Origin of the sequence: Micromonospora sp. NPDC049836, assembly GCF_044465125.1 — a bacterium.
Lineage (GTDB): Bacteria > Actinomycetota > Actinomycetes > Mycobacteriales > Micromonosporaceae > Micromonospora.
On sequence record NZ_JBITLH010000001.1, the window covers coordinates 1 to 21,981 of the forward strand.

The 21,981-nt window shown below is 72.7% G+C and carries 16 protein-coding genes; 6 read left to right on the plus strand and 10 right to left on the minus strand.

Going from position 1 to position 21,981, the window contains the following annotated elements; all coding sequences use genetic code 11:
* Window positions 1–138: 138 nt before the first annotated feature.
* The 3 genes from ACIBPB_RS00005 to ACIBPB_RS00015 form a co-directional block, all read right to left on the minus strand.
* Window positions 139–3,696, minus strand: coding sequence for a LamG-like jellyroll fold domain-containing protein (locus ACIBPB_RS00005; protein WP_396837429.1), 3,558 nt, complete (start codon window positions 3,694–3,696; stop codon window positions 139–141).
* Window positions 3,697–3,788: 92 nt separating this feature from the next.
* Entirely contained in the window at window positions 3,789–6,914 is a 3,126-nt protein-coding gene (locus ACIBPB_RS00010; RefSeq protein WP_396838142.1) for a hypothetical protein, read from the minus strand.
* Window positions 6,915–7,747: 833 nt separating this feature from the next.
* Window positions 7,748–8,530 carry an aldo/keto reductase gene (locus ACIBPB_RS00015; RefSeq protein ID WP_396837430.1) on the minus strand — a complete coding sequence of 261 codons (783 nt, stop codon included), beginning with the start codon at window positions 8,528–8,530 and terminating at the stop codon, window positions 7,748–7,750.
* A 114-nt stretch (window positions 8,531–8,644) separates the two neighbouring features.
* On the opposite strand from ACIBPB_RS00015, the gene ACIBPB_RS00020 reads away from it, so the two are divergent.
* Window positions 8,645–9,679 (plus strand): DNA polymerase ligase N-terminal domain-containing protein, encoded by a 1,035-nt coding sequence (locus ACIBPB_RS00020; RefSeq protein ID WP_396837431.1) that lies wholly within the window; start codon window positions 8,645–8,647, stop codon window positions 9,677–9,679.
* Between the two features lie 8 nt (window positions 9,680–9,687).
* The gene (locus tag ACIBPB_RS00025) at window positions 9,688–10,875 is read left to right on the plus strand and encodes a threonine synthase (protein WP_396837433.1); all 1,188 of its coding nucleotides are present in this window, start codon (window positions 9,688–9,690) and stop codon (window positions 10,873–10,875) included.
* Window positions 10,876–10,914: 39 nt separating this feature from the next.
* On the opposite strand, the gene ACIBPB_RS00030 is transcribed toward ACIBPB_RS00025, so the two are convergent.
* The 5 genes from ACIBPB_RS00030 to ACIBPB_RS00050 form a co-directional block, all read right to left on the minus strand.
* Window positions 10,915–12,288, minus strand: coding sequence for a pectate lyase (locus tag ACIBPB_RS00030; protein WP_396837434.1), 1,374 nt, complete (start codon window positions 12,286–12,288; stop codon window positions 10,915–10,917).
* A 223-nt stretch (window positions 12,289–12,511) separates the two neighbouring features.
* Window positions 12,512–14,296, minus strand: coding sequence for a glycoside hydrolase family 15 protein (locus ACIBPB_RS00035; RefSeq protein ID WP_396837435.1), 1,785 nt, complete (start codon window positions 14,294–14,296; stop codon window positions 12,512–12,514).
* Window positions 14,297–14,338: 42 nt separating this feature from the next.
* Window positions 14,339–14,731: a cupin domain-containing protein gene (locus ACIBPB_RS00040; protein WP_396837436.1), complete on the minus strand. Its 393-nt coding sequence runs from the start codon at window positions 14,729–14,731 to the stop codon at window positions 14,339–14,341.
* Window positions 14,732–14,991: 260 nt separating this feature from the next.
* Complete coding sequence (locus tag ACIBPB_RS00045) at window positions 14,992–15,396, minus strand: hypothetical protein (RefSeq protein ID WP_396837437.1); 405 nt, start codon at window positions 15,394–15,396, stop codon at window positions 14,992–14,994.
* A 181-nt stretch (window positions 15,397–15,577) separates the two neighbouring features.
* Complete coding sequence (locus ACIBPB_RS00050) at window positions 15,578–16,051, minus strand: septum formation initiator (protein ID WP_396837438.1); 474 nt, start codon at window positions 16,049–16,051, stop codon at window positions 15,578–15,580.
* Window positions 16,052–16,154: 103 nt separating this feature from the next.
* Between ACIBPB_RS00050 and ACIBPB_RS00055 the strand changes: the two genes are divergently transcribed.
* From ACIBPB_RS00055 to ACIBPB_RS00065, 3 genes are all read left to right on the plus strand, one after another.
* Window positions 16,155–16,850, plus strand: coding sequence for a response regulator transcription factor (locus ACIBPB_RS00055; RefSeq protein ID WP_396837439.1), 696 nt, complete (start codon window positions 16,155–16,157; stop codon window positions 16,848–16,850).
* A complete protein-coding gene (locus ACIBPB_RS00060; RefSeq protein ID WP_396837440.1) occupies window positions 16,847–18,124 on the plus strand; it encodes an ATP-binding protein in 1,278 nt (425 codons plus the stop codon). The genes ACIBPB_RS00055 and ACIBPB_RS00060 overlap by 4 nt, the downstream gene beginning before the upstream one ends.
* An 81-nt stretch (window positions 18,125–18,205) precedes the next feature.
* Complete coding sequence (locus tag ACIBPB_RS00065) at window positions 18,206–18,790, plus strand: PepSY domain-containing protein (RefSeq protein ID WP_396837441.1); 585 nt, start codon at window positions 18,206–18,208, stop codon at window positions 18,788–18,790.
* Window positions 18,791–18,977: 187 nt separating this feature from the next.
* Here the strand turns inward: ACIBPB_RS00065 and ACIBPB_RS00070 are convergent, their stop codons facing one another.
* On the minus strand, window positions 18,978–20,324 hold the full coding sequence (locus tag ACIBPB_RS00070; RefSeq protein WP_396837442.1) for a cellulose binding domain-containing protein: 1,347 nt from the start codon (window positions 20,322–20,324) through the stop codon (window positions 18,978–18,980).
* Window positions 20,325–20,499: 175 nt separating this feature from the next.
* Here ACIBPB_RS00070 and ACIBPB_RS00075 point away from each other — a divergent pair, with 175 nt between their 5' ends.
* A complete protein-coding gene (locus tag ACIBPB_RS00075) occupies window positions 20,500–21,597 on the plus strand; it encodes a hypothetical protein (RefSeq protein WP_396837443.1) in 1,098 nt (365 codons plus the stop codon).
* A 1-nt stretch (window position 21,598) separates the two neighbouring features.
* Here the strand turns inward: ACIBPB_RS00075 and ACIBPB_RS00080 are convergent, their stop codons facing one another.
* Window positions 21,599–21,880 carry an iron-sulfur cluster biosynthesis family protein gene (locus tag ACIBPB_RS00080; protein ID WP_357329182.1) on the minus strand — a complete coding sequence of 94 codons (282 nt, stop codon included), beginning with the start codon at window positions 21,878–21,880 and terminating at the stop codon, window positions 21,599–21,601.
* Between the last annotated feature and the right edge of the window lie 101 nt (window positions 21,881–21,981).

Sequence of the window (21,981 nt, forward strand, 5' to 3'; positions counted from 1 at the left end):
GGGGGTGCGTTGCGGGGGCGGCGCCCGCCGGTGGGGGCCCCCTCCCGGGCCCACCCCCCCCCCCCCCCCGGGGGGGGGGGGGGCCGGGGCCGGGGGGGGGGGCCCCCCCCCCGGGGGCCCCCCCCACGGCCGGGTGGATCAGAGGTTGGGCTGTTCCTTGACGGTGAGGTTCAACCGCTGGAGCAGGTTCTTGTCGGCGACACCGCGGTAGACGCGGACGTCATCGACGGCACCCGAAAGGTGCTCCCGGAACTGGTCGCCGATGAAGGCTCGGCCCAGCTGAAGCCCCCCGGTGGCATTGAACGGCTCGGTGAGCTGCACCGCGCCGATCACCTCGGCGTTCACGTAGAGCAGGAACTCGTGCGTGTAGCCGTTGTAGACCAGGGCGACGAGGTCGCCCTTGGTGATGGTCTTCGGTGCCAGGTCCACGGGCGGCGTCAACTCGACCGCCGCGCCCACCGCGTCGGTGGCCGGCACCGCCAGCTCGTACCGGCCGTCGTTGTTGCACCGCACGATGACCGAGCTGTTGTGCACGCCCTTCTGGGAGAAGAACGTCATCGGGGTTCCCGCGCAGCTACTGGTGAGCTTGACCCGGGCGGTGAGGGTGAAGCTGCTCGCCATGTTGGCGTTGAGCGTGGTGCTCGCGTAACTGGTCGACTTGCCGATCACCTTGAGCTGGCCCGCGCCCAGCATCGGCGCGGTGGGCGGGAAGGTGCTCCGGTAGATCGACGCTTCCGGCCCGAGGACCATCGCCGCCTTGGCACCGAACTCCGGACTGTCCGTGCCGGTAACAGTGTTGAACTGCCAGTACGCCGCTCGGTCGAGAGCCGTCTCCTTCAGCCCATTGGCCTCGGAAGAGAGGATCGGCCGGTCGAAGAGCGCGACATCAGCCAGCTCACCGACCCAGCTGTCGGCGTAGCCACCCTTGACCATACGCCGCCCGAACTGCACGGCACCCCGGGACTTGGTCTGCGACCGCCGATCGGCGGTGTACAGGTTGGTCCCGTTCACCAGAAGCGAGATCTTCTTGATGGACTCGTCGTACGAGGCGGTCAGGTGGGTCCACGCGGTGGTGACCGGCGTCGGCGTGGTGCCGGTCGAAAAGACCCGCCACTCGCCCAACGAGATCACGTCGTTGGCCGGAATCCGGAACACCCAGGAGCCCCCCTCCGTGCCGAGGCTGAACCCGGGTTCGCCCGTGCCGTCCTGGCTCACGATGGTCTGCCGACGGGCGGGGTCCGAGGTACGGACCCACGCGCTCACCGTGAAGCTCCGCGAGGTGTCCACGACCTGGGTGTCGGTGGTCTTCAGGTAGCCGTTGCCGGTGCCGTCGAGCTTCACCGCCGTGTCGAATTGTCCACCAGGCCCGGGGACGCCGAAGGTCACCCCGCTGCCGGCCACGGCGTCGTGATCACCGAGCGAATCCTCTGCCTTCTTCGATCCGGCGACCTCGGAGTAGGACCACTGGGCCACGGGCGGCCGCTTGCCGACGCGGAAGGTGCAGGAGGCGAGGGAACTGCCCAGGCCGGCCTTGTCGACCGCCATGACGTTGAGCGTCCAGGGTCCTTCCTTGGTCGGCGTCCACTTGATGGTTGCCGGCCCACCGGCGGTCGCCGGCTTGGCGCTGTTGGCCGACGACGGGTTGGCGTTGAAGCCCCACCGGTACTCGACCACGTCGGGAGCTGCGGAGTCGAAGGTGAAGCTGGTCAGTACGCCGAGCTTCTCGTGCCACTCCTCGTCGGTCGCGCAGTCGGGCGAGCCGTTGTCGTCGGCGTCCTTCGGAAGGAAGTCCGGCGAGTCGACGTCCGGCGGGGCGGGAACGCTCGCGTCATAGATGAACTGACACGGTTCGCGGGTGCCGTCGGAACTCCACGGACCCCAGCTGGTGTTGTCCGAGGCGCGGACGTCCCAGGAGACGACGACATTCTGCGGGATGTCCGAGGGGGCGGTGAGCGTGAAGATAGACCCACTAGCCTTGAGTAACGTCGTCGGGTACGTCCGCACCGTGTCGCTCGTGGCGTCCTTGGCACGCCAGGTCAACCGCCACTCGGCCTTGAGCTGCTCGGTGTGGGCAGAGGAGTGGTCCGGGTCGCGGAGCACGGCGGAGAGCTTCGGGATCTTCCACACGTACGGGGCGCCGGAGCCGTTGACGCAGGCACCACCCGGGTCCGAGCTGAGTTCCGACTGGGCCGGGATCAGCGGAGCCCGGTTGTACTTCACCGACAGCACGGCGTTGTCGCAGAAGCGCTTGCTGTGCTGGTAGTTGCCCTCGTTTTCCGCCTTCAGGCCGAGGGTCACGCTGCTCCAGCCGTTCGCCGCCGCGAGCTGCACGGCCTCCTTGGCGTTCCAGCTGGCGTTCTGGTTGGTGGCGGTGCAGGTCGACTGCGTGCTGGTCGGCGCCTTGGTGTCCAGCCAGTTGGCACCGCTGCCCCAGCTCGACCCGCCCGGCTGGTTGCTCCAGTTCGTCGAGGAGCTGATCCCCTTCGGCAGCAGGTAGAGCTGCGCGTTGTGCGCGGTCGAGTTCCAGGCGTGCTGCATGGTCACTCGAAATTCGGCGCTGAGGATCGTCTTGCCCGAGTAGGGCGTGGACAGCGTGTAGATGACTCGCTTGACCTTGGAGCTGTTGCACAGCTCCGGGCAGAGCCCGATCCGCTCATGCCGCTTGCCGTCGAACTTCCAGTACTCCTCGTTCGGATAGCCACTGTCCACCATGGCCCACGAGCTGTTGGTCGTAGCCTGCCAAACCGGGTCCAGGTAGACCGGCCAGTTGGTGTCCGGATCGGCGAGCATCGCGGCGTCCGGAGTGAGGGTCAGCGAGCCGTTGGCGTAGCTCAGGTCCATCGTTGCGACCGTCGAGCTGTCCTCCGGGCCACGCGCCGTCTCCAGGTCGGTCTCGCCGGCGACTGTGGCATCGGTCGTCGACTCCGCCGCCAGCGTGCCGGAGGTCGTCTTCCGGGCGCTGGTCGTCGTGGTGGTGTTCCCGTCACCGGTCGGGGTGCCGTTGTCCCACATCGTCGGCTGGTCGGCCTCCAGCACCGGGTTCCCGGTGGCCGGGTCCAGCGCGACGACGCCACCCTCGGGCGTCTCCTGGATGGTCAGGTTCTCGCCGGTGACGCCCAGCTTGAGCCCCTGGAGTTCCGGCGTGTTCGCCGCCTCGGGGGTCTTCAGGACGATCACGTGGGAGAAGCCCTCGACAGTCATGTTGACCACGAGGTCGACGTCCGGAAAGACCTCCGCGTAGACGGCCTGGTCGCCGTTGAGTACCGGCGGCGGCAGGGTGTACGGCCAGGTGAGGGTCATCACCTGGTCGTCCTTCCGAACCACCAGCAGCGGGTCCGTCCCGCCGGTGGAGATCCGCATGTCGATGAGGGCGGCCTTGGGGGTGATCGTACCGTCGGCGTTCTGGACCAGCGTGGCGTCGGTGGGAACCCAGGCGTCACCCTGGACCACCCGCACCGGCTGGTTGTGCTCGTTCGCGATCAGGTTGCCGTCCGGCTGCGCGAAGACGTCCCGGTACTCGGTGCGGAAGGCGAGCACCTCGACCGGCTGGCCGAGCGACTCGGCGGCGAGCAGGGCTTCGGCCTCGGTCTCCCGGACCGGGCTCTCCTCCACCGCCGCCACCGGCGAGGTGGCCGGCGACGGGTCCGGGTTGTCGGCGTAGACCGTGCTGGAGAGCAGGCCGGCGAGGCCCACCATGAGGCCGAGCGTGACGAGCCGACCCCGCTTCCTGCTATGACGGGCCACCCTCAGGTCCTCCCCCGTTGAGCTGCGCCATTCGTTGTGTGCCATCAGTTGATCCCCGCCCCGAAGAGGCCCTTGGCGGTAGGGAGTCCGTTCTGGCCGGGTTGCCAGGTCTGGGCGGGCGTGGTCGACCCGCCGGCCAGACTCGACCAGGTGAAGGCATAGACCGCGTCGTCGCCGTACGGCGTGCCGACGAGAAGCTGCGTCGAGCTCGCGGCCAGCGAGGTGCCGACGAGTTCCTGGTCCCGGAAACTGCCGGGCAGGCTGGTGCCGTTGCGCTCCAACGTCACCGGCGTGCCGATCGGGTTGGCCAGGGCAGGGAACACGCGAACCCGGCCGGAGTCGACAGTTGAAGTGCCGGCATCCTCACCGGGCACGCCGATCGCGATGAACATGGTCGAGTTGGTGCCCTCGGCGGCCGGTGCCGCGTTGGCCACCACAACCTTTTCGCCGAGGTAGTCGCCGTCCTCAGAGGCGTAGGTGATCGGCGCGAGCTCGTTGAAGGTGTTGGACGCGGTGACGTGGAAGCGGTGCACCAGACCGGCGTCCGTCATGTTCGTCCCCGAGACCGAGATGTCCTCACCGGGAACACCGACGACCACCAGGGAGTCCTGCTGTCCCGCCGGCGCGCCCACCGGGCGGTACGGTGCGACGGAAATCGACTTGCCGAAGTTGTCGTTGGCCTGGGAAACGTTTGAGACCTCGACATTCGAGGCGTTCACCGCGTCCTGGGTGAGACCGGCGGCGAGCGTGGGCAACCCGTTCGAGAGATTGTTGCTGAAGACGTTCACCGCCCCGGCGAATGCCTCGGCGCCGATCGCCTCACCCGGCGAGCTGACCGCCCAGTGGTACTTCGACGCCGCCACCGCGTAGCCGGTGCGATCGTCGATCTCCGCGGCACCGGGGATGCCACCAGGGATGCCGGTGCCGCTGCCCTGGCTGAGCGCCACGTTCACGTTGCCGCGCAGATAGTGCACGATGCCGGTCAGGGCACCGCTCGAGAGGCTCTCCCAGGGGACCCCGATGACCAGGTAGGGCTCCCCGCTCGCGGTTCGGCTCCCAGCCACCGAGTAGCCGAAGAGGTCCCAGGCCTCGGCGGCGTCCGGAACGTTGGTGACGTCCTGGTGGTAGACGAGCGAAGCCGGGCCCTGTGCGAGCCCGGCCGGGGAGCCGAGCAGCACGTAGACGGCGCCGGCCGCGTCCTGGCCGCTGACGTCCTGATAGGGGACGCCGACCGCGAGGTCGGTGCAGCCGTCGTTGTTGGCGTCGTACGCGGAGATCGACGAGCCGAACCGGTCACTTGACTCCGGCACGCCGGGCACCTTCGCCACTCCCTCCTGCAGGGTGTGGACGGTGGTGCTGCCGCCGTAGGTGACGTGCACCTGGCCGGCACCCCAGAAGCCGTTGACGGTCACTTCCGGATCGGCGATGGCGACATCCGTGACGCCGTCGCCGTTGAAGTCGTTCTCAGCCGTGCCGGCACAGCCGGTGACCGGCGAGGCGGTGCTGTAGACCTGCATTTCGCAGAAGGACGACCAGCTCGCCGGTGCGACGCCATCGGACGTCCTGACCCGCCAGCGGTAGATCCCGCCGTCGACGAAGGCACCGGCCGGCACGGTGGCGCTCGCGGTGGCGCCGGACGCCACGTTGCTGAAGCTCGCGGAGCCGATCGCGGTCTCGGCGTCCATCGCCCACCACTCGAAGGTCACCGTCATGGTGTTGCCGTCGGCATCGGAGACGGTCGCCTTGAGCTGCGGGGTGACCGAGTTGACCTGGGGCCGGGACGGCCCGGTCGCGCAGGTGGAGGCGGGCACGGTGGAGCGGGCGGTCACCGTCGGGTAGGTGTTGTAGGTGACGCTGGCCTTCGGCAGCTTGGCGGTGTCGTCCTCGTTGCGGGACCGAAACTGCTTGAAGTAGCTGGAGTCGGTCTCGCTGGTCGCCCGGAGCCCCATGTCGGCCCGGGTGTCGGCGGCGTCGGCGGCCCGCTGGAAGAACTTGCTGCCGCTGATGCCGACCCAGCTGTCGTCACAGCTGGTGTCGTAGCCGGCGGTGGCCGTCGTCGACGATTCCTGGTATTTCCAGGTCGGCTGGTTGCTCCAGACCATCCCGTCGGCGATCGTCGACACGGTCCAGAGTTCCCACGACCTCGCGGAGCAGGTCGCCGACCACCAGTTCCAGAACGACACCGTGGCCGCGGTGATCTGCTTGCCGACGAGGGCGGTGGTGTCCCAGCGGGCCAGCGAGCGGGTGATCGGCCCGGTCGAGCCGAGTCGGCCGAGCTGAAGGTCGTTGGTGCCGCCGTTGTCGGTGGTGTCGCCCTCCTTGATGTACGTGTCGAAGGTGGTGGAGACCGGGTTGATCGTCGGGTCGATGGTGACCGGGTACTGCCGCGCCGGATCGGTGAGCCAGCGCATGTCCGGCGTCAAGGTCAGGTCGAGGCCGGCTTCGGCCCGGCTGATGGTGGACGCGACGCGGACCGGGGCGAACGCCGGGTCCAGCCGGTCTGCCCTGGCATCCCACATCTCCAGAGCCGGGGTACGGGCGAGGGTACGCCCCTGGGCGTCCTGGATCTCGGTGTTCCCGCCGGCGTCGCGGCGGAAGCCCGCCGCGTTGCGGCCGGTGATCGGCAGCGACAGCTTGGCCACCCGGACCGCCGCGGCGCGGGTTTTGACTACGAAGAGCGTCTCCATGCCGGAGCGGGTGGCGTCGACGACGAGGTCCACCCCCGGCAGAGCGTCCGCATAGGTGGCCCGTGCGCCGTTGAGCCGCGGCTCCGGCAGCGGCCCGGCCCAGCCGATGGCGAGCCGGTCATCGCCCCTGCCGACGGCGGCGAGCTCATGCGCCCCGCCTGGCTGACGGCCGGTGGCGACCATCTCGAAGGGGTGCGCGACGGGCGCGACCCCGCCTTCGGCGGTCCGCTTCATGGTCAAGTCGATCGGCACCCAGTCTGCCCCCCGCCGCATCCGCGCGGCGCCGAGGGAGAGCTCGGCACGGAACTGACCGTCGGGCAGGGCCCAGACCTCGGTCGTCTCCGTGGTGAGCGACTTGACCTGCACCGGTTTCCCGCTCTCGCGGGCGGCCCGCGAGGAGACCGCCTCGTCGGACCGACTTTCCACGCCACCCGTCACGCCGTCCGGACCTGCGGCGAGATACGCCGCCGGTTCCCCGGCCATGCCGAACAATGCGACTGCCGTCAGCACGGCAGTACCTGCCGCTAGGCATGAACGGACAGTGGCAGTCAGACGACTTGCCACAGAACCCTCCCCCGTGCGTCTTCACTTGATTGATCGGGGACTCTAAGGAGGAGGCAGCCACGAGCACAAGCACGATCACAAGCTGTGAGGATGGAAGCCTTTAAATGGACATTTCCCCCGCCCTCCGTCACGGCCGGAGGTCATCGCGGACCCGTCGCCGACGCCGTACGTCGATGCGTCGACCAAGAACGCGCCGCCCCGCACCCCCAGGAGAGCGCCCGTGGTGCCCCGGGACTTCGCAGGCCAGAGTGGCTAGCATGCGGGTAACATATCGATACATTGCCTGGTGTCGATGCAATTTCCGATGACGCGGTGGAGTGTTGGGCCCTTCTTCGCCGAATTTGACGCTCGCTCGCCAGGGGCGGCCGGGGTGACCCGAAATCCGGTCACCAATAGCTGCGGAGATGTACGCCCTGGGTAATCACCGGAGCACATCCGCCTCAATCCAGAGTGCCACCGGTCAGGCACTCTCCGGATGGTTAGCCGGCGCGTCGTAATCGATAGCGACTGGGCGGAGCCCCGCGGTCGGGCCGAACGAGGAGGCGACGGGCAACGGCGTCAATCAGCGAACACCCGGTCGCAACCGCCCGCTGGGCCCTCGCTCCGATAACGTTTGACACCCGACGCGACAACGGTCGGACGGCAGTTATGGCGCTGGCGTGGTGCCCCTACGTAGGCCGCCAGAATTACCACCGACGTCTCCGGGCGAGTCGGTACGGGCCGCGTCGCCGGGAAGGGCCGGCAGCGGAGAATCAGCCGCCGAGGGCGTCGATGTCGCGCATCTCCTCGGCGGTGAGCGAGAAACCGAAGACGTCGGCGTTGGCCCGGATCCGTTCCGGGGTGACCGACTTGGGGATCACCACGATCTCGTGGTCGATGTGCCAGCGGAGCACCACCTGCGCCGGGGATACGTCGTGCGCCTGGGCGATCCGGACCAGCACCGGATCCGACAGGTCGCTGGTCTTGAACGGGCTGTAGCCCTCCAGCACCACCCCCCGGTCCCGGTGCGCGGCGTGCACCTGGCGGTCGTACAGCGACGGGCTCCAGCGGATCTGGTTGACCGCCGGGGTCTCCTCGGTCGACTGGATCAACTCGTCGATCTGGGGGATCGAGTAGTTGCTCACCCCGACGGCCCGGGTCAGGTTCTCGTCGCGGGCGGCGAGCAGTTCCCGCCAGGCCGGGATGCTGTCCCCCGGCGCCGACGGCGGCCAGTGGATCAGCCACAGGTCGACGTAGTCGATGTCCAGGGCGGTCAGGCTGGCCTCGATGGTCTCCCGCTCCCGGCCCACCCGTTCGGGCGGCAGCTTGGTGGTGATGAAGACGTCCTCGCGGCGCAGGCCGCTCTCCTTGACCGCCCGGCCGACCTCCTTCTCGTTGCCGTACATGGTGGCGGTGTCGATGTGCCGGTAGCCGGCGTCCAGGGCGGCGAGCACGGCGTCGTACCCGGCCTCGCCGGTGGCCTGCCAGGTGCCGAAGCCGAGCAGCGGCATCCGGACGTCGCCGGTGAGCAGGACGGTGGGCTGGTCGAGGTCCATACCGACGCTTCTACCCCGGTTCGCGGCGGCCATGCCGGCCGCCCGCCCCGGCCCGAACGGGACAGAAAGGGCGGGAACCGGGCGATCCGGCGCGTCCTGCCGGAGAATACGGCCGTGGGCGACCGGCTGGAGGAGTACCGGCGGAAGCGGGACGCCGCGCGTACCCCGGAGCCGGTGCCGGCAGCGACGGCGGAGCGGAAGCGGGGCGCGCGGCGCCGGCCCCGGTTCGTGATCCAGCAGCACCACGCCCGGAGCCTGCACTGGGACCTGCGACTGGAGCACGACGGCGTGCTGGCCTCCTGGGCGGTGCCGCGCGGGCTGCCCCGCGACCCCGGGCGCAACCACCTCGCCGTGCACACCGAGGACCACCCGATGGAATACCTGACCTTCCACGGCGAGATCCCGGCCGGCGAGTACGGCGGCGGAAAGATGATCGTCCACGACACCGGGACGTACCGCGCGGAGAAGTGGCGCGACGACGAGGTGATCGTGGTGCTGGACGGGCAGCGGACGAAGGGCCGGTACGTGCTCTTCGCCACCGGCGGCCGGGGCCGGGACTGGATGGTCCGCCGCACCGACCCCGCGCCGGAGGGCTGGACGCCGATGCCGGAACTGGTCCGCCCGATGCACACCACCGCCGCGAAAAGGCTGCCGAAGGACGACGCCGCCTGGGGGTACGAGCTGCGCTGGGATGGCGTGCGGGCGATGGCGTACGTCTCCGGCGGGCGGCTGCGGCTGCTCGGCGACACCGACGAGGAGATCACCGGGGAGTACCCGTGGCTGCGCGCGATGGCCGAGGAACTGGCGCCGGTCGAGGCGGTGCTGGACGGCGTGCTGGTCCGGATCGACCCGGGTGGCCGGGTGAAGGCGCCCACCAAGCGGGACGGCCAGTTCCTCGCCGTGGACCTGCTCTGGCTGGAGGGCGCGACCAGCCTCGACCTGCCGTACGCGCAACGCCGGGAACTGCTCGACGGCCTGGCGTTGACCGGCCCGCACTGGCAGACTCCGCCGTGGTTCCCGGGCGTCGGCGGGGACGCCCTGCGAACCGCCCGTGACCAGGGACTTCCGGGGGTGGTGGCGAAGCGCCTCGACGCCCCGTACGAGCCGGGTCGGCGCAGCCGGCACTGGCTGAGCATCGACCAGAGCTGAGGAGCACCGTGCACCTGACGCACCTGGAATGCCCGCGTTGCGGTCGGGAGCATCCGGCGGACGAGCCGCAGAACCTCTGCGGGTGCGGCTCGCCGCTGCTGGCCCGCTACGACCTGGCGGCGGTGGCCGCGTCGGTGACCCCCGAGCAGTTCGGGCTGCGCCCGGCCGACCTGTGGCGCTACCGGGAGGTGCTGCCGGTGGCCGATCCACGCTTCGTCACCACGCTGGGCGAGGGCTGGACGCCGCTGCTGCGCGCCCCCGGCTACGGCCAGGAGATCGGCATCCCCGACCTGATCGTGAAGGACGAGGGGTTGACCCCGACCGGGTCGTTCAAGGCCCGCGGCGCGGCGGTGGGCGTGAGCCGCGCCCGGGAGCTGGGCGTCGAGCGGATCGCCATGCCGACCAACGGCAACGCCGGCGCGGCCTGGGCGACGTACGCGGCCCGGGCCGGGCTGGGCGCGACCATCGCCATGCCGCTGTCCGCGCCGACCATCTGCCGCCGGGAGTGCGTCGCGGCCGGGGCGGACCTGCGGCTGGTGGACGGGCTGATCAGCGACGCCGGCCGGTGGGTGGCCCGGCTGGTCGCCGAGTCGGCCGGGCGGGTCTTCGACGCCGGCACGCTGCGCGAGCCGTACCGCCTGGAGGGCAAGAAGACCATGGGGTACGAGATCGTCGAGCAGCTCGGCTGGCAGGTGCCCGAGGTGATCATCAATCCCACCGGGGGCGGGGTGGGGCTGATCGGCATCCACAAGGCGATCCACGAGCTGCGCGAGCTGGGCTGGGTGGAGGACCGGCTGCCCCGGCTCGTAGCGGTGCAGTCGACCGGCTGCGCGCCGATCGTGCGGGCGTTCGCGGCCGGCGAGCCGCGGGCCACGCCGTGGGCGGACGCCAGCACCGTGGCGTACGGCATCACGGTGCCGGCCCCGCTCGGCGACGAGCTGATCCTGGCGGCGCTGCGGGAGAGCGGCGGCACCGCGATCGCGGTGGATGATGCCGAGATCCTCGCCGACCTGCGGGACTTCGCCGCCCGGGAGGGGTTGCTGCTCTGCCCGGAGGGGGCGGCCTGCCTGACCGCCGCCCGGCACCTGCGCGCGGGCGGCTGGATCCGGGCCGGCGAGCGGGTCGTGGTGTTGAACACCGGCGCCGGCCTCAAGTACCCGGAGACGGTGGACGTGACCGGGGTGCCGATGGCGTGACGCGGGCCCCCGGCAGTCGGCGGCCCGCGTCGGAGCGGCCTATCGCCAGGTGATGTCGGACGCGGAGTAGATGCAGTTCACCCCGTCGGCGCCCTCGCCGATCTCGGTGGGTTCGCTGCCCTTCGGCACTCCCTTGTACTTCACGCAGATCCGGGTGCTGTGGCTCGGGTCGTTGAGGATGGTGATCCGGGTGAGCCGGGCGGTGTCCCCCCAGTTGGTGTTGATGCCGGCCAGCACCTTCGTGCCGGTGGCGGTGACGTTGTCCAGCACCACGTGCCGCTGGTAGGAGGAGGAGCAGTTGCCGCAGGCCCGGTAGAGCTTGCCGGCGCTCTCCACCCGGAAGTTGCGGATGTAGACGGTGCCCGGCCCGTTGTGCTGGAACACCTTGTCGCTGGCGGAGCGGGCCCCGCCACCGTCCACCGTGTACGTGGTGCCGCCGAGGAAGGTGGCCGCGTCCTCGCCGACGTCCTCCCACCAGACGTTGACCAGGGTGCAGTTGCCGAGGCAGTGCACGCCGTCACCGGCCGGCGCGCCGATGATGACGTTACGCAGGGTGGCGCCGGCGGCCAGTTCGAACATCGGGTCCTGGCTCTCCGACTGCCCGCCGTCGCCGATGCCGTAGTAGCGCCGCAGGCCGCCGTCGAAGCCGCTGGCCGGGACGGCGATGGTGGCGTCCACCTTGACGCTGCCGGTGGGTGTGGGCCAGGACGTCGACGGCGGGGTGCTGGCGGTCGCCGTCGGGGTGGGGCTGGCCGGCGGGGTGCCGGTCGACGGCGGCGTGGTCGGCGTGCTGACCGACGAGTCCACGGTCACGTCGTCGAAGCTGCCGCTGGCGTACGCGGTGACCAGGGCGATCCGGCCGGCGCTCACCATGGTGCTGGTGCCGGCGGCGATCTGGGTGCCGTTGACGTAGCCCCGGATGGTGCTGCCGCTGGCCTCGATCCGCAGGGTGTACCAGGTGCCGGTGCTCGCCCCGATCGAGGCGGAGCCGAGCGAGGCGATCTGGCTGCCGTTGACCGCCTGGAGTTCGGCCCGCCCGGAGCCCAACAGGGCCAGCCGGTACATCTTGGTGCTGCTGCTGGCCCGGGCCGCGAGGCCGACCAGCGCCGTGGCGGAGCCGAATCCGGTGGGCCGGACCCGGGCCTGCACCTGGTAGTCGGTCCAGCTCGTCTGGCCGGCGAACTGGCGGGCGAGTTCACTGCTCGTGCTGGACTGGTTGAGGGCGCCGTCGGTGACCGCCCAGGTGCCGCCGGACTTCGACCAGCCGGCGGCGTCGCCGTCGGAGAAGGTGTCGGAGAAGACGGTGGCGGCGAAGGCCGAGGTCCCCATCCCGGCGGCGAGCGCCGCCACGGTGGCGCCGGCGCCCACCGCGAGCAGCAGTGACCGTCGCCGTCTGGCACGTGTGATCTGCACGGTTGTCCTCCTTGAAGCGCGTGGTGGTGGACCGCCGCGGCGGCGGGTCGACGCCTGGCCACGGGTCGCGACGGTCGGTGCGCCCCGGCCGGAGGCCCGGTCTCCGGGAGCGGGGGTGGTGTGGGCGGGAGCCGCAGGAAAGGGCTTTCCCAACCCGACACCAGCAGGCTAGGCCGGCCGAGAGATCGAGGTCAATGGTTGCGATGTGCAGGAATGTTGCAGGTCAGCCGCTGGCCGGGTCGGTCAACCGCCAGGCCGCGTTGATCAGGCCGATGTGCGACAGCGCCTGCGGCAGGTTGCCCAGCTGGGCCCCACTGGTCAGGTCGATCTGCTCGGCGAACAGGCCCACGTCGTTGGCCCGCCCGAGGGCCTGCTCGAACAGTGTTCGGGCCCGCTCCGGCTCCCCCGCCATCACCAGGCACTCCACCAGCCAGAACGAGCAGAGCAGGAAGCCGGCCGGGTCGGTGTCCCAGCGGCGGACCAGGCCGTCGTCGGTGCCCAGGTCGCGTTCCACCATCGCGATGGTGGAACGCATCCGCGGGTGGGTGGCCGGCAGGAAGCCCACCACCGGCAGGAACAGCACCGACGCGTCCAGCTCCGCCGAGCCGAACGCGCCGGTGTACGCGCCCAGCCGCTCGTGCCACCCGTCGCGCAGCACGGTCGCCCGGATCTCGTCCCGGACGGCCGCCCACCGGCGCGGGTCGGCCCGCTCCCCGAGCCGCGGCGCCAGCCGCACCGCCTTGTCCAGCGCCACCCAGCAGAGCACCTTGGACGAGACGTAGCGCCGCTCGGCATCCCGGGTCTCCCACATGCCACAGTCCGGCAGCCGCCAGGTCGACGCGACCTGTCCGGCCAGCCCGACGACCATCTCCCGCACCTCCTCGGCGAAGGTCTCGCCGAGCTGGTCGTGCAGCCGCCACACCGCCGCGATCACCTCGCCGGGCACGTCGAGCTGCCGCTGCCGCCAGGCGTCGTTGCCGATCCGCACCGGCCGGCTGCCGGCGAAGCCGGACAGGTGCCCGGCGTCGTGCTCGGCGAGATCCCGCTCCCCCTCCAACCCGAAGAGCACCGGCACCGGCTCGTCGCCGATCCGGCCGATCGAGCGCGCCGCCCAGGCGAACAGCCGGGACGCCTCGGTCGGGCAGGCCGCCACCCAGAGGGCCCGCATGGTCATCGAGAAGTCGCGCAGCCAGGAGAAGCGGTAGTCGTAGTTCCGGTCGCCGCCGATCAGCTCCGGCAGGGAGGTGGTCGCCGCGGCGGCCACCGCGCCGCTGCGGGCGTACGTGAGGCCGGTGAGCACCGTGGCGCTCGCCCGGACCTGCGGGGTGTAGTTCCCCCGGTACCGGTGCGACTCGCGGAACGCCTCCCACGCCTGGACCGTCTCGGCCAGCGCCCGGAGCGGGTCGAGCCGGGCCGGCGGGTCCCGGTGCACCGCCGCGTACGCCAGGTCGAAGCCGACCGTCTGGCCGGCGGTCACCTCGAAGGTGTGGCTGACCCGGTCCCCGTCGTGGCGCAGCTCCTGACCCGTGCCGCGCAGCACCAGCGCCACCGGCCCGGCGGTGGCCAGCACCCCGCCGCCCGGCTGCCGGTGCAGGTACGGGGTGAGCATCCCGTACTCCGGCCGGGGCACGAAGTCGAGCCGCATCGGGACCCGCCCGGAGAGCCCCTCGACCACCCGGACCAGCACGGCGGGCGAGTTCTGCCCCAGCTCGTGTCCCCGGGCGCCCGGCTCGGCGGCGAGCGCGTCGGTGACCGCGACGCTCCCCTCCGGCGTGTGGTGGACCGTCCGCAGCACCAGGGTGTCCGGCCGGTACGCCCGCTCGACCCGGCTCGCCGCGAGCGGGGCGATCCGCCAGTGCCCGCCGGCCGGGTCGAGCAGGCGGGCGAAGACCGAGGGCGCGTCGAACCGGTCCGGGCACCACCAGTCGACCGACCCGTCCCGCCCGACCAGGGCCCCGGAGCGGCAGTCGGAGAGAAATCCGTAGTCGGAGATCGCCGGCTGGTGCACCCGCCCCGGGTACCCGGACCGGTCGCGTTCAGGCGGGTGTGCTCAGGCGGTGGGCGGCTCGTCCTCCCCGGCCTCCTCGGCCGCGTCGGCCTCCTCCTTGGTCTTGTGCACCGCCCCGTCGGCGTGCTCGGGGGGACCGTAGACGGTGTAGAGGACCAGCGGGTTGGGGCCGGTGTTGACGAAGTTGTGCTTCGTCCCGGCGGGCACCACCACCAGGTCGCCGGCGACGACCTCCTGCTTCTCCCCGGCCACCCGGGCCTCGCCGGTGCCGCTGACGAAGGTGAGGATCTGGTCGATGTCCTCGTGGACCTCCTCGCCGATCTCGCCACCCGGCGGGATGGTCATGATCACCAGCTGGGTGTGCTGCCCGGTCCACAGCACCCGGCGGAAGTCCGGGCTCTTCTCGGCGACGGTCGCGATCGTGAAATGCTCCATGACGCGCACATACCCGGTGCGCCGTCGGCTCACGCCGGGACTCGCAAATGGTGGAATTCGCCACGCACTCGGGGTTTGGATCCCGTCTGGACGGGCATCCGGTGGCCCAGGACCGGTGTACGCCTGTGCCGGTCGAGCCAAGTCCCCGCTGGCGTACCGCCGTACGGCTGCGACGGTGGGAGACGGCCAGAGCGCGGCGACGTTACGGCCTCGGCCGGACGGCGCCGTGCGCTCGTGTGCGCGTCCGCCCGCCCCGCCGGTCAGGTGAGGACGGCCAGGTGGAACGGGCGGTCCAGATGCCCCCCGCTGGCGTACGTCTCGACGAAGACCGCGTTGGGGATGCCGCTGCGCGGCGCCACCGTGATGGCGCCCTGGGGCGTGAGCCCGCCGCCGGCCGCGATGCCGACGGTGCCGACGTAGCCGGCCGCCGTGACGTCCTGGTCGAAGGCGACCTGGTACATGCCGGCGGCCAGCCGGGTGGCCGAGGTGACGCCGAGCCCGCGGACCAGGGTGCCGTTCGCGTCTACCACGGCGAAGAGCACCCGGGCGCTGGGCGGCAGCCCGACCGGGGGGCAACTGGCGATCTCGGCGTCCGCGCGGGCGAGCTCCGCCGACCTGGGCGCGGGCTGATCGCCGGATCCCCGTCTGGATCTCGTGCTGGACATGAGGTCTCCCGAGCACCGGCTCCCGCCGGCGCCAAAGCGCAGATGTCGTGACAAGGGGGATCGGCGGTGATCGCCCCGTTGTCATCGAAGTTATGCGGTCCCGTACCCCCGCAGCCACCCGCAGAGCCGTCAGATCATGGACTCACGCACTTCTTCACACCCCACCTGACCTGCGGATATGTCAGTCATGCCGGGTCGCGGCCGGCCGCCCGTCGACGCATCGCAGGCGCAGCTCGTACTCACCCTCCGCGCCGACGAAGCGGACCTCGACGTGCTCGTCCGGCCCCCGGTCGGCGTCCTTGGCCCGGTAGCCGGGCGCGGGCGACCAGGAGATCAGGCGGATCCCGGCCGGGCCGCACTCGGCCACCGCCGTACCGCCCGCGGTGGCGAAACTCCGCCGGCCGGCGGCGGGCGGCCCGCCGCTCGGCGTGCGGGTGGGGCTCGCCGCAACGGTTGTCGGCGTGGCCGCCCCGGTCGCGCCGCCGGTCGGTGCGGCCGCCAGCGCCCGCTCGACGTCGCCCTGGTCGAGTACGCCGCCCGGCGTGCCGGTGATGCCGTCGCCGACCAGCTGGATCGCGCCCAGCCCGACGAGGGTGGCGAGCACCGTGGCGGCCAGCCAACCGGTGGCGGCGACGAGGATCGGACGACGGCCCATGCGTCGAGTCTGACCGAGGCGAGGTTGGGCCCGGCACCGGGGAACGCTAAGCGAGGGTTAACGGGGGAAGCCACCGGCGGTTGCCGGGGCTAACCTGCCAACCGTGGCCCGGCTGCTGCTCATCGAGGACGACCTGACGATCCGTACCCCCCTGCTCCGGGCACTGCGCGAGCGCGGCCACGCGGTCGCCGCGGCCTCGACCGCGCTGGCCGGGCTGCGCGACGCGCTGGACGACCGGCCCGATCTGGTCGTGCTCGACCTCGGACTGCCCGATCTGGACGGCCGGGAGCTGCTGCGGATGCTGCGGGCGGTCAGCTCGGTGCCGGTCATCGTGGCCACCGCCCGCGACGACGAGACGGAGATCGTCCGGATGCTCGACGCCGGCGCGGACGACTACCTCGTCAAACCGTTCACCGCCGCCCAGCTCGACGCCCGGGCCCGGGCCGTGCTGCGCCGCACCGCCGGCGACGCCACGGCGGCCGACCCCACCCTGGTGGTCGGCGGGCTGCGGATCGACCCGCGCTCCCGGCAGGTGAGCCTGGACGGCGTACCGGTCGAGCTGACCCCGCGGGAGTTCGACCTGCTGCACCACCTGGCCGGCCGGGCCGGGCAGGTGGTCACCAAGCGGGAACTGCTCACCGAGGTCTGGCGGATCCCGTATGGCGGCGCCGACAAGACCGTCGACGTGCACCTGTCCTGGCTGCGGCGCAAGCTGGGCGAGCGCGCCCAGGAGCCGCGCTACCTGCACACCGTGCGCGGGGTCGGGGTGCGGCTGGCGGCTCCGGGGGACGACCGGTGAGGGGCCGGCTGGCGCTGCTCGTCGCCGCGGTCAGCGTGCTGGTCCTGACCGCCTTCCTGGTCCCGCTGGCGCTGCTGGTGCGGACCGTCGCGGCGGACCGGGCGACCGTGCGCGCCACCGCCGACGCGCAGAGCCTGGCCCCGGTGGTCGGCACGGCCGACCCGGACACCGTGCGGCTGACCGTCGAGCAGCTCACCGCGGCCTCCGGCCGGCAGGTCAGCGTCTACCTGCCGGACGGCACGGTGCTCGGCACGCCCGCGCCGCGTACGCCGGCGGTGGCCCTCGCCGCCCGGGGGCAGAGCCTGACCGCCGAGTCGGCCGGCGGGCGGGAGGTGGTCATCGCGGTGCAGGGCCGCCCGGACGGGACCGGGGTGATCCGCACCGTGGTGCCCCGGTCGGAACTGACCGCCGGGGTGGCCCGGGCGTGGCTGGTGCTGGCGCTGCTCGGTGTGCTGCTCGTGCTGGTCGGGTTGGTCGTCGCCGACCGGCTGGCCGCCACCCTGGTCCGGCCGATCGCCGCGCTCTCCGCGGTCTCCCACCGACTCGCCAACGCCGAACTGGACGCCCGGGTGGAGCCGGCCGGCCCGGCCGAGCTGCGCGAGGTGGCGGGCGCCCTGAACCACCTGGCCGGGCGGATCCAGGTGCTGCTGCGCGAGGAGCGCGAGCAGGTGGCCGACCTGTCGCACCGGCTGCGTACCCCGCTGACCGTGCTGCGACTGGAGGCCGAGTCGCTGCGCGACCCGGCCGACGCGGCCCGGGTGACCACCGCGGTCGACGGGCTCGAACGGGCGGTCACCGGGGTGATCCGGCAGGCCCGCTGGCGCACCGGACCGCCCGGCGGCGGCACCGGCTGCGACGCGGCGGCGGTGGTCGGCGAGCGGGTGGCGTTCTGGTCGGTGCTCGCCGAGGACACCGGGCGGACGGTCACCCTCGACCTCGCGCCCGGCCCGCTGCCGGTCGGGGTGGCCGGCGAAGAGTTGGCGGCCGCGGTGGACGCGGTGCTGGGCAACGTCTTCGCGCACACCCCGGACGGCACGCCCTTCACCGTACGGCTCGCGCCGGATCCCGCCGGGGTGGTGCTGACCGTCGCGGACGCCGGGCCGGGCCTGCCGGCCGGCGCGGTCCGCCGGGGCGTCAGCCGGGCCGGGTCGACCGGGCTGGGGCTGGACATCGCCGACCGGGCCGCCCGGGCCGGCGGCGGCCGGCTGGAGCTGGGCAGCGGGCCGGACGGCGGCGCGCTGGTGCTGCTCCGGCTCGGGCCGCCGCGGTCTTAACCCGGGCTTAGAACCGGGGTAGCGCGGGACTATCCGGCCCGGACCGATCCTCGATGACACAACCGAGGAGAGGTGGAGATCATGCGACGTACTTCCCTGGTGCTGGCGGCGGCCGGCGGGGCCGCGGTGCTGGCCGTCACCGGCGCCGCGCTCGGCGGACAGGTGGCCGACCGCACCGGCCCGGCCGCCGTGGCGACGAGCCGGACCGCCGGCGCCGGTCCGACGAGCACGACCGGCGACGACGGCCCCACCGCGGCCGCCGACCGCGATCCGACCGCCGCCACCGCCGCGCCCGGCGCCGCCGGCGTGGACTCCCGGCGGGCCGGGGCGGTGGCGCTGGCCCGGACCGGCGGCGGGCGGATCATCGAGGTCGAGGCCGAGACGGAACACGGGCGCGCGGTGTGGAGCGTCAAGGTGAGCCGGGACGGGGTGACCTACGAGGTCAAGGTCGACCGGCGGGACGGCGCCGTGGTCGAGGTCGAGCGGAAGCGGCTCGACGACCGGGACGGCCGGGTCGCCCCGGCGGGCGACGACCGGGGCACCGACGACCGGTACGACGACCACGGCGGCCGGCGGTCCGGCGGCGACGACCGGGGCACCGACGACCGCAACGATGACCACGGTGGCCACGATCGCGCCGACGACCACGGTGGCGACGACGACTGACCACCGGCGAGCGGGCCCGGGCGCGTGGCGTCCGGGCCCGTCGCCGTTCCCGCCGGTGCTGGACGGCGCGATCACCAGCCATGCCGGGCGGCGCGACCACCGGCCGTGGCGGGCGGCGCGACCAGCGGCCGTGCCGGGCGGCCCAGCACGCCGGCCACGGGCGACGGCCGTGGTGCGGGGCAGCGGGTCAGCGCGCGGTGCAGGCCAGGCCGGTGGGTGTCGCGGCGTCGCCGGTGGCCACCAGCCCCCAGCTGGTGGTGCCGCCGGCCGGGAGGGCGCCGTTCCAACTCGCGTTGGTCGCGGTCACCTCGCTGCCGGACTGGCCGGCGGTGGCGTTCCAGGAGCTGGCCAGCCGCTGACCGGCCGGGAAGCCGAAGCTGGTGGTCCAGCCGGCGATCGGGGCCGCGCCGGTGTTGCGGACGGTCACCTCGGCCTGGAACCCGCCGCTCCACGTCCCGGTCACCCGCCAGCTCGCCGCGCATCCGGCCGACGGCGACGACGGACCGCCCGTCGGGCTCGGCGATACCGACACGCTCGGGGACGCCGACGCGCTCGGCGACACCGACGCGCTCGGCGAAGCCGTCGCGCCGGTGCCGTCCGAGGTGGTGTAGCTGACCGGGGTGTACGCGGCTGAACACGTGCCGCCGCACCCGGCGGGCAGGCCGAACCGGTAGACCCGGCCGCCGTTGACCAGCGTGCCGGCGGCGTCCCGGACCCGGATCTGGAAGTCGGTGCCGCCGGACGTGCTGGCCCCGATCACGTACGACTGGCCCATGTCGCTGTTCATGGTGGCGGCCCGCCACGCCCCGTCGGACAGGTACTCGACGCCGTGGATGCCGTTGGGCAGGTGGGAGACCGCGATGGCCGGCCAGTACCGCTGCGCGCCCTGGAGGAAGCCGATCCGCAGGTCCCCGCTGTAGTTCGGCGCGGGGACGAACGACCAGGAGACGTGCCGGTTGTTCCAGTGGTTCGGGTACAGGTCACCGACCGGGACCCCGTCGCGGGCGAACCGGTTCAGCGACCCGGTGGCCAGGTCCAGGTGGTACGGGTCGTCGCGGCACCAGGCGTTGCCGTCGCCGCAGGAGTCCGCCACCACCATGGTGAGGGTGGCGCCGTTGTAGCCGTCCGCGACCCAGGAACCGTTGCGGCAGAACGGCTGGCCGGGAGCACCGTCGTTGATCCCGGTGCACCGGTCGCCGATGGTCACCGTGACGAACCGGCCGCAGTTGAGGCCGTTGTTCCACAACCCGATCCGGTCCGCCTCGGACGGGGGCAGCGGCCGGGTCGGGAACGACGAGTAGTCGCCGGGCAGGTTGTACACGTTCAGCGCGACGAAGTCCTGGCTGTCCAGTTCGGACTGCGGCAGGCCGCAGCCGCCGTACGGGGCGCCGAGGCCGTCGAAGTGGGTGGCGTTGCCGGTCACCGGCGCGGGCGGGTCGTCGACCGCGAGCGCGGGCAGTTGTCCGGCGGCGAGCAGCGCGGCCGCGGCGGCGGCCAGGGCGGCCACGAGCCGCAGGCGGGTAGGCAAGGTCATGGGGAAAGGCCTTCCGGGCGGGCCGACCCACGCGGGATCGGCTCGAAGAGGGGTCATGGCTGCCCGTCCATGCCCGGCGTGTGCCCGCGCGCTCATGTCACCACCCGGAGGGAGGACATGTCAACGGCGTCCGGGAAGCCGGTGGCGCAACGCGATCGGGCCGATACATTGAAGTATGGTGCCCGCCCACGGAGGGCGGGCGGCGGAACCGGTCTACCGCCCGGTGCTGGCCGGTCGGCGGGGTGAGCTGGAGGCGCTGGCCCATCTCGACGACGCCCTCGCCCCGCTGCTCGCCCCGGTCATCGACGTCCACGCGGTCGACGCGTGCACCGTGGACCTGCTCGGCCGGCTGCCGGCGGGGCTGCTGCCCGCCGTTGACGTCTCGGCCCTGCCGGATTGTCCGGAGAGCGAGCCGGCCCGCTGGGGCGTACCGCTGGTGCCGGTGATCGGGCTCGCGGACAGCGACCGGCGGTTGGTGGCGCACGGGATGGCGGCGCGGGCGCAGGCCCGGGCGGTGGTGCGGTTGCGGACCGGCCGGGACCGGGCCGGCCCGGACGCGACGACCGGGGCGGTGGAACGGGTGTGGCGGCTGACCCGCCTCGTGCCCGAGCAGTGCGACCTGCTCATCGACGCGGGAGACGTGTGCTGCCCGGCCGACGTCCGGCTGGCCGAGCCCCGGGTCCGGCGGCTGGCCGGCTGGGCCCGCCGGCACGCCTGGCGTTCGGTCACGGTGGCCGCCGGCGGGATGCCGCCGGCCGTGGCCCGCCTGCCCGCCGACGAGCCGGTCCGGCTGGAGCGCTTCGACTGGCAGCTCTGGCGCGGCCTGGCCGACCTCGACGTCGGGTACGGCGACTACGGGGTGGGCTGCGCGGCGCCGGGAGCGGGCGACGTCCCGGGCGACCGGCTGCCGACGCTGCGCTACACCACGGACGGCGGGTGGTGGATCTACCGCTGGTCCCGGCGGGGCGGCCGGGGCGACGAGCGCTTCGCCGACCTGTGCCGGACGCTGGTCGCGGCGCCGTGGTGGCCGGCCGCCGGGGCCGGCTTCTCCTGGGGCGACCACGAGATCCTGCGGCGGGCGCGGCGGGGCGCGGGCGCCGGCTCGCCGGCGAACTGGGCGGCCTGGAGCACCTCGCACCATCTGGCGCACGTGCTGGCCGCGCTGCTCCGCCCCGACCGGGAGCAGCGCGGCGGCCCGTGGCGGGCCGGTCCGGACGGGCCGGAGCGGCGCGCCGGCCGGGCCCCGCGCGGCGAGTCCCGCCGCGCGGGGTGAGTCACTCCTGCCCGGTGAAGCCGAACTGGACCACGCCCTCGTCGTCGACGACCGCGTCGACGGAGGTGTCGTTGAGCAGTTCGGCGGCGTCCTGGTCGAGGAAGATCCGGGCGCCCTGGTTGTCGACCACCTGGTCGCCCTGGGTGGGCTCGGGAACCAGCTCGATGGAGAGCGAACCGGCGTCGGTGTCGGCGGCGATCCGCAGCCCGCCCGCCTCGCCGACGTCCTCCTGGTTGGCGAGGTCGCGGATCACCAGAATCGCGTTCTCGGTCATGGTCAGCATGGCGGAACTCCTCGTGGCTGGGTCGGGATCGCGGCCGGTTCGTCGCCGCGCGGCCGGGTACGTGCCCGGGAAGGCGAATGGGTCTTCGCCGTGCAAACCAG

Bases quoted from the DNA above. Each gene is read 5' to 3' on its own strand.
- ACIBPB_RS00005 (WP_396837429.1), bottom strand. From the start codon at position 3,696: ATGGTGGGCCTCGCCGGCCTGCTCTCCAGCACGGTCTACGCCGACAAC.
- ACIBPB_RS00010 (WP_396838142.1), bottom strand. From the start codon at position 6,914: ATGGCCGGGGAACCGGCGGCGTATCTCGCCGCAGGTCCGGACGGCGTG.
- ACIBPB_RS00015 (WP_396837430.1), bottom strand. From the start codon at position 8,530: ATGGACCTCGACCAGCCCACCGTCCTGCTCACCGGCGACGTCCGGATG.
- ACIBPB_RS00040 (WP_396837436.1), bottom strand. From the start codon at position 14,731: ATGGAGCATTTCACGATCGCGACCGTCGCCGAGAAGAGCCCGGACTTC.
- ACIBPB_RS00045 (WP_396837437.1), bottom strand. From the start codon at position 15,396: ATGTCCAGCACGAGATCCAGACGGGGATCCGGCGATCAGCCCGCGCCC.
- ACIBPB_RS00050 (WP_396837438.1), bottom strand. From the start codon at position 16,051: ATGGGCCGTCGTCCGATCCTCGTCGCCGCCACCGGTTGGCTGGCCGCC.
- ACIBPB_RS00065 (WP_396837441.1), top strand. From the start codon at position 18,206: ATGCGACGTACTTCCCTGGTGCTGGCGGCGGCCGGCGGGGCCGCGGTG.
- ACIBPB_RS00070 (WP_396837442.1), bottom strand. From the start codon at position 20,324: ATGACCTTGCCTACCCGCCTGCGGCTCGTGGCCGCCCTGGCCGCCGCC.
- ACIBPB_RS00075 (WP_396837443.1), top strand. From the start codon at position 20,500: ATGGTGCCCGCCCACGGAGGGCGGGCGGCGGAACCGGTCTACCGCCCG.
- ACIBPB_RS00080 (WP_357329182.1), bottom strand. From the start codon at position 21,880: ATGCTGACCATGACCGAGAACGCGATTCTGGTGATCCGCGACCTCGCC.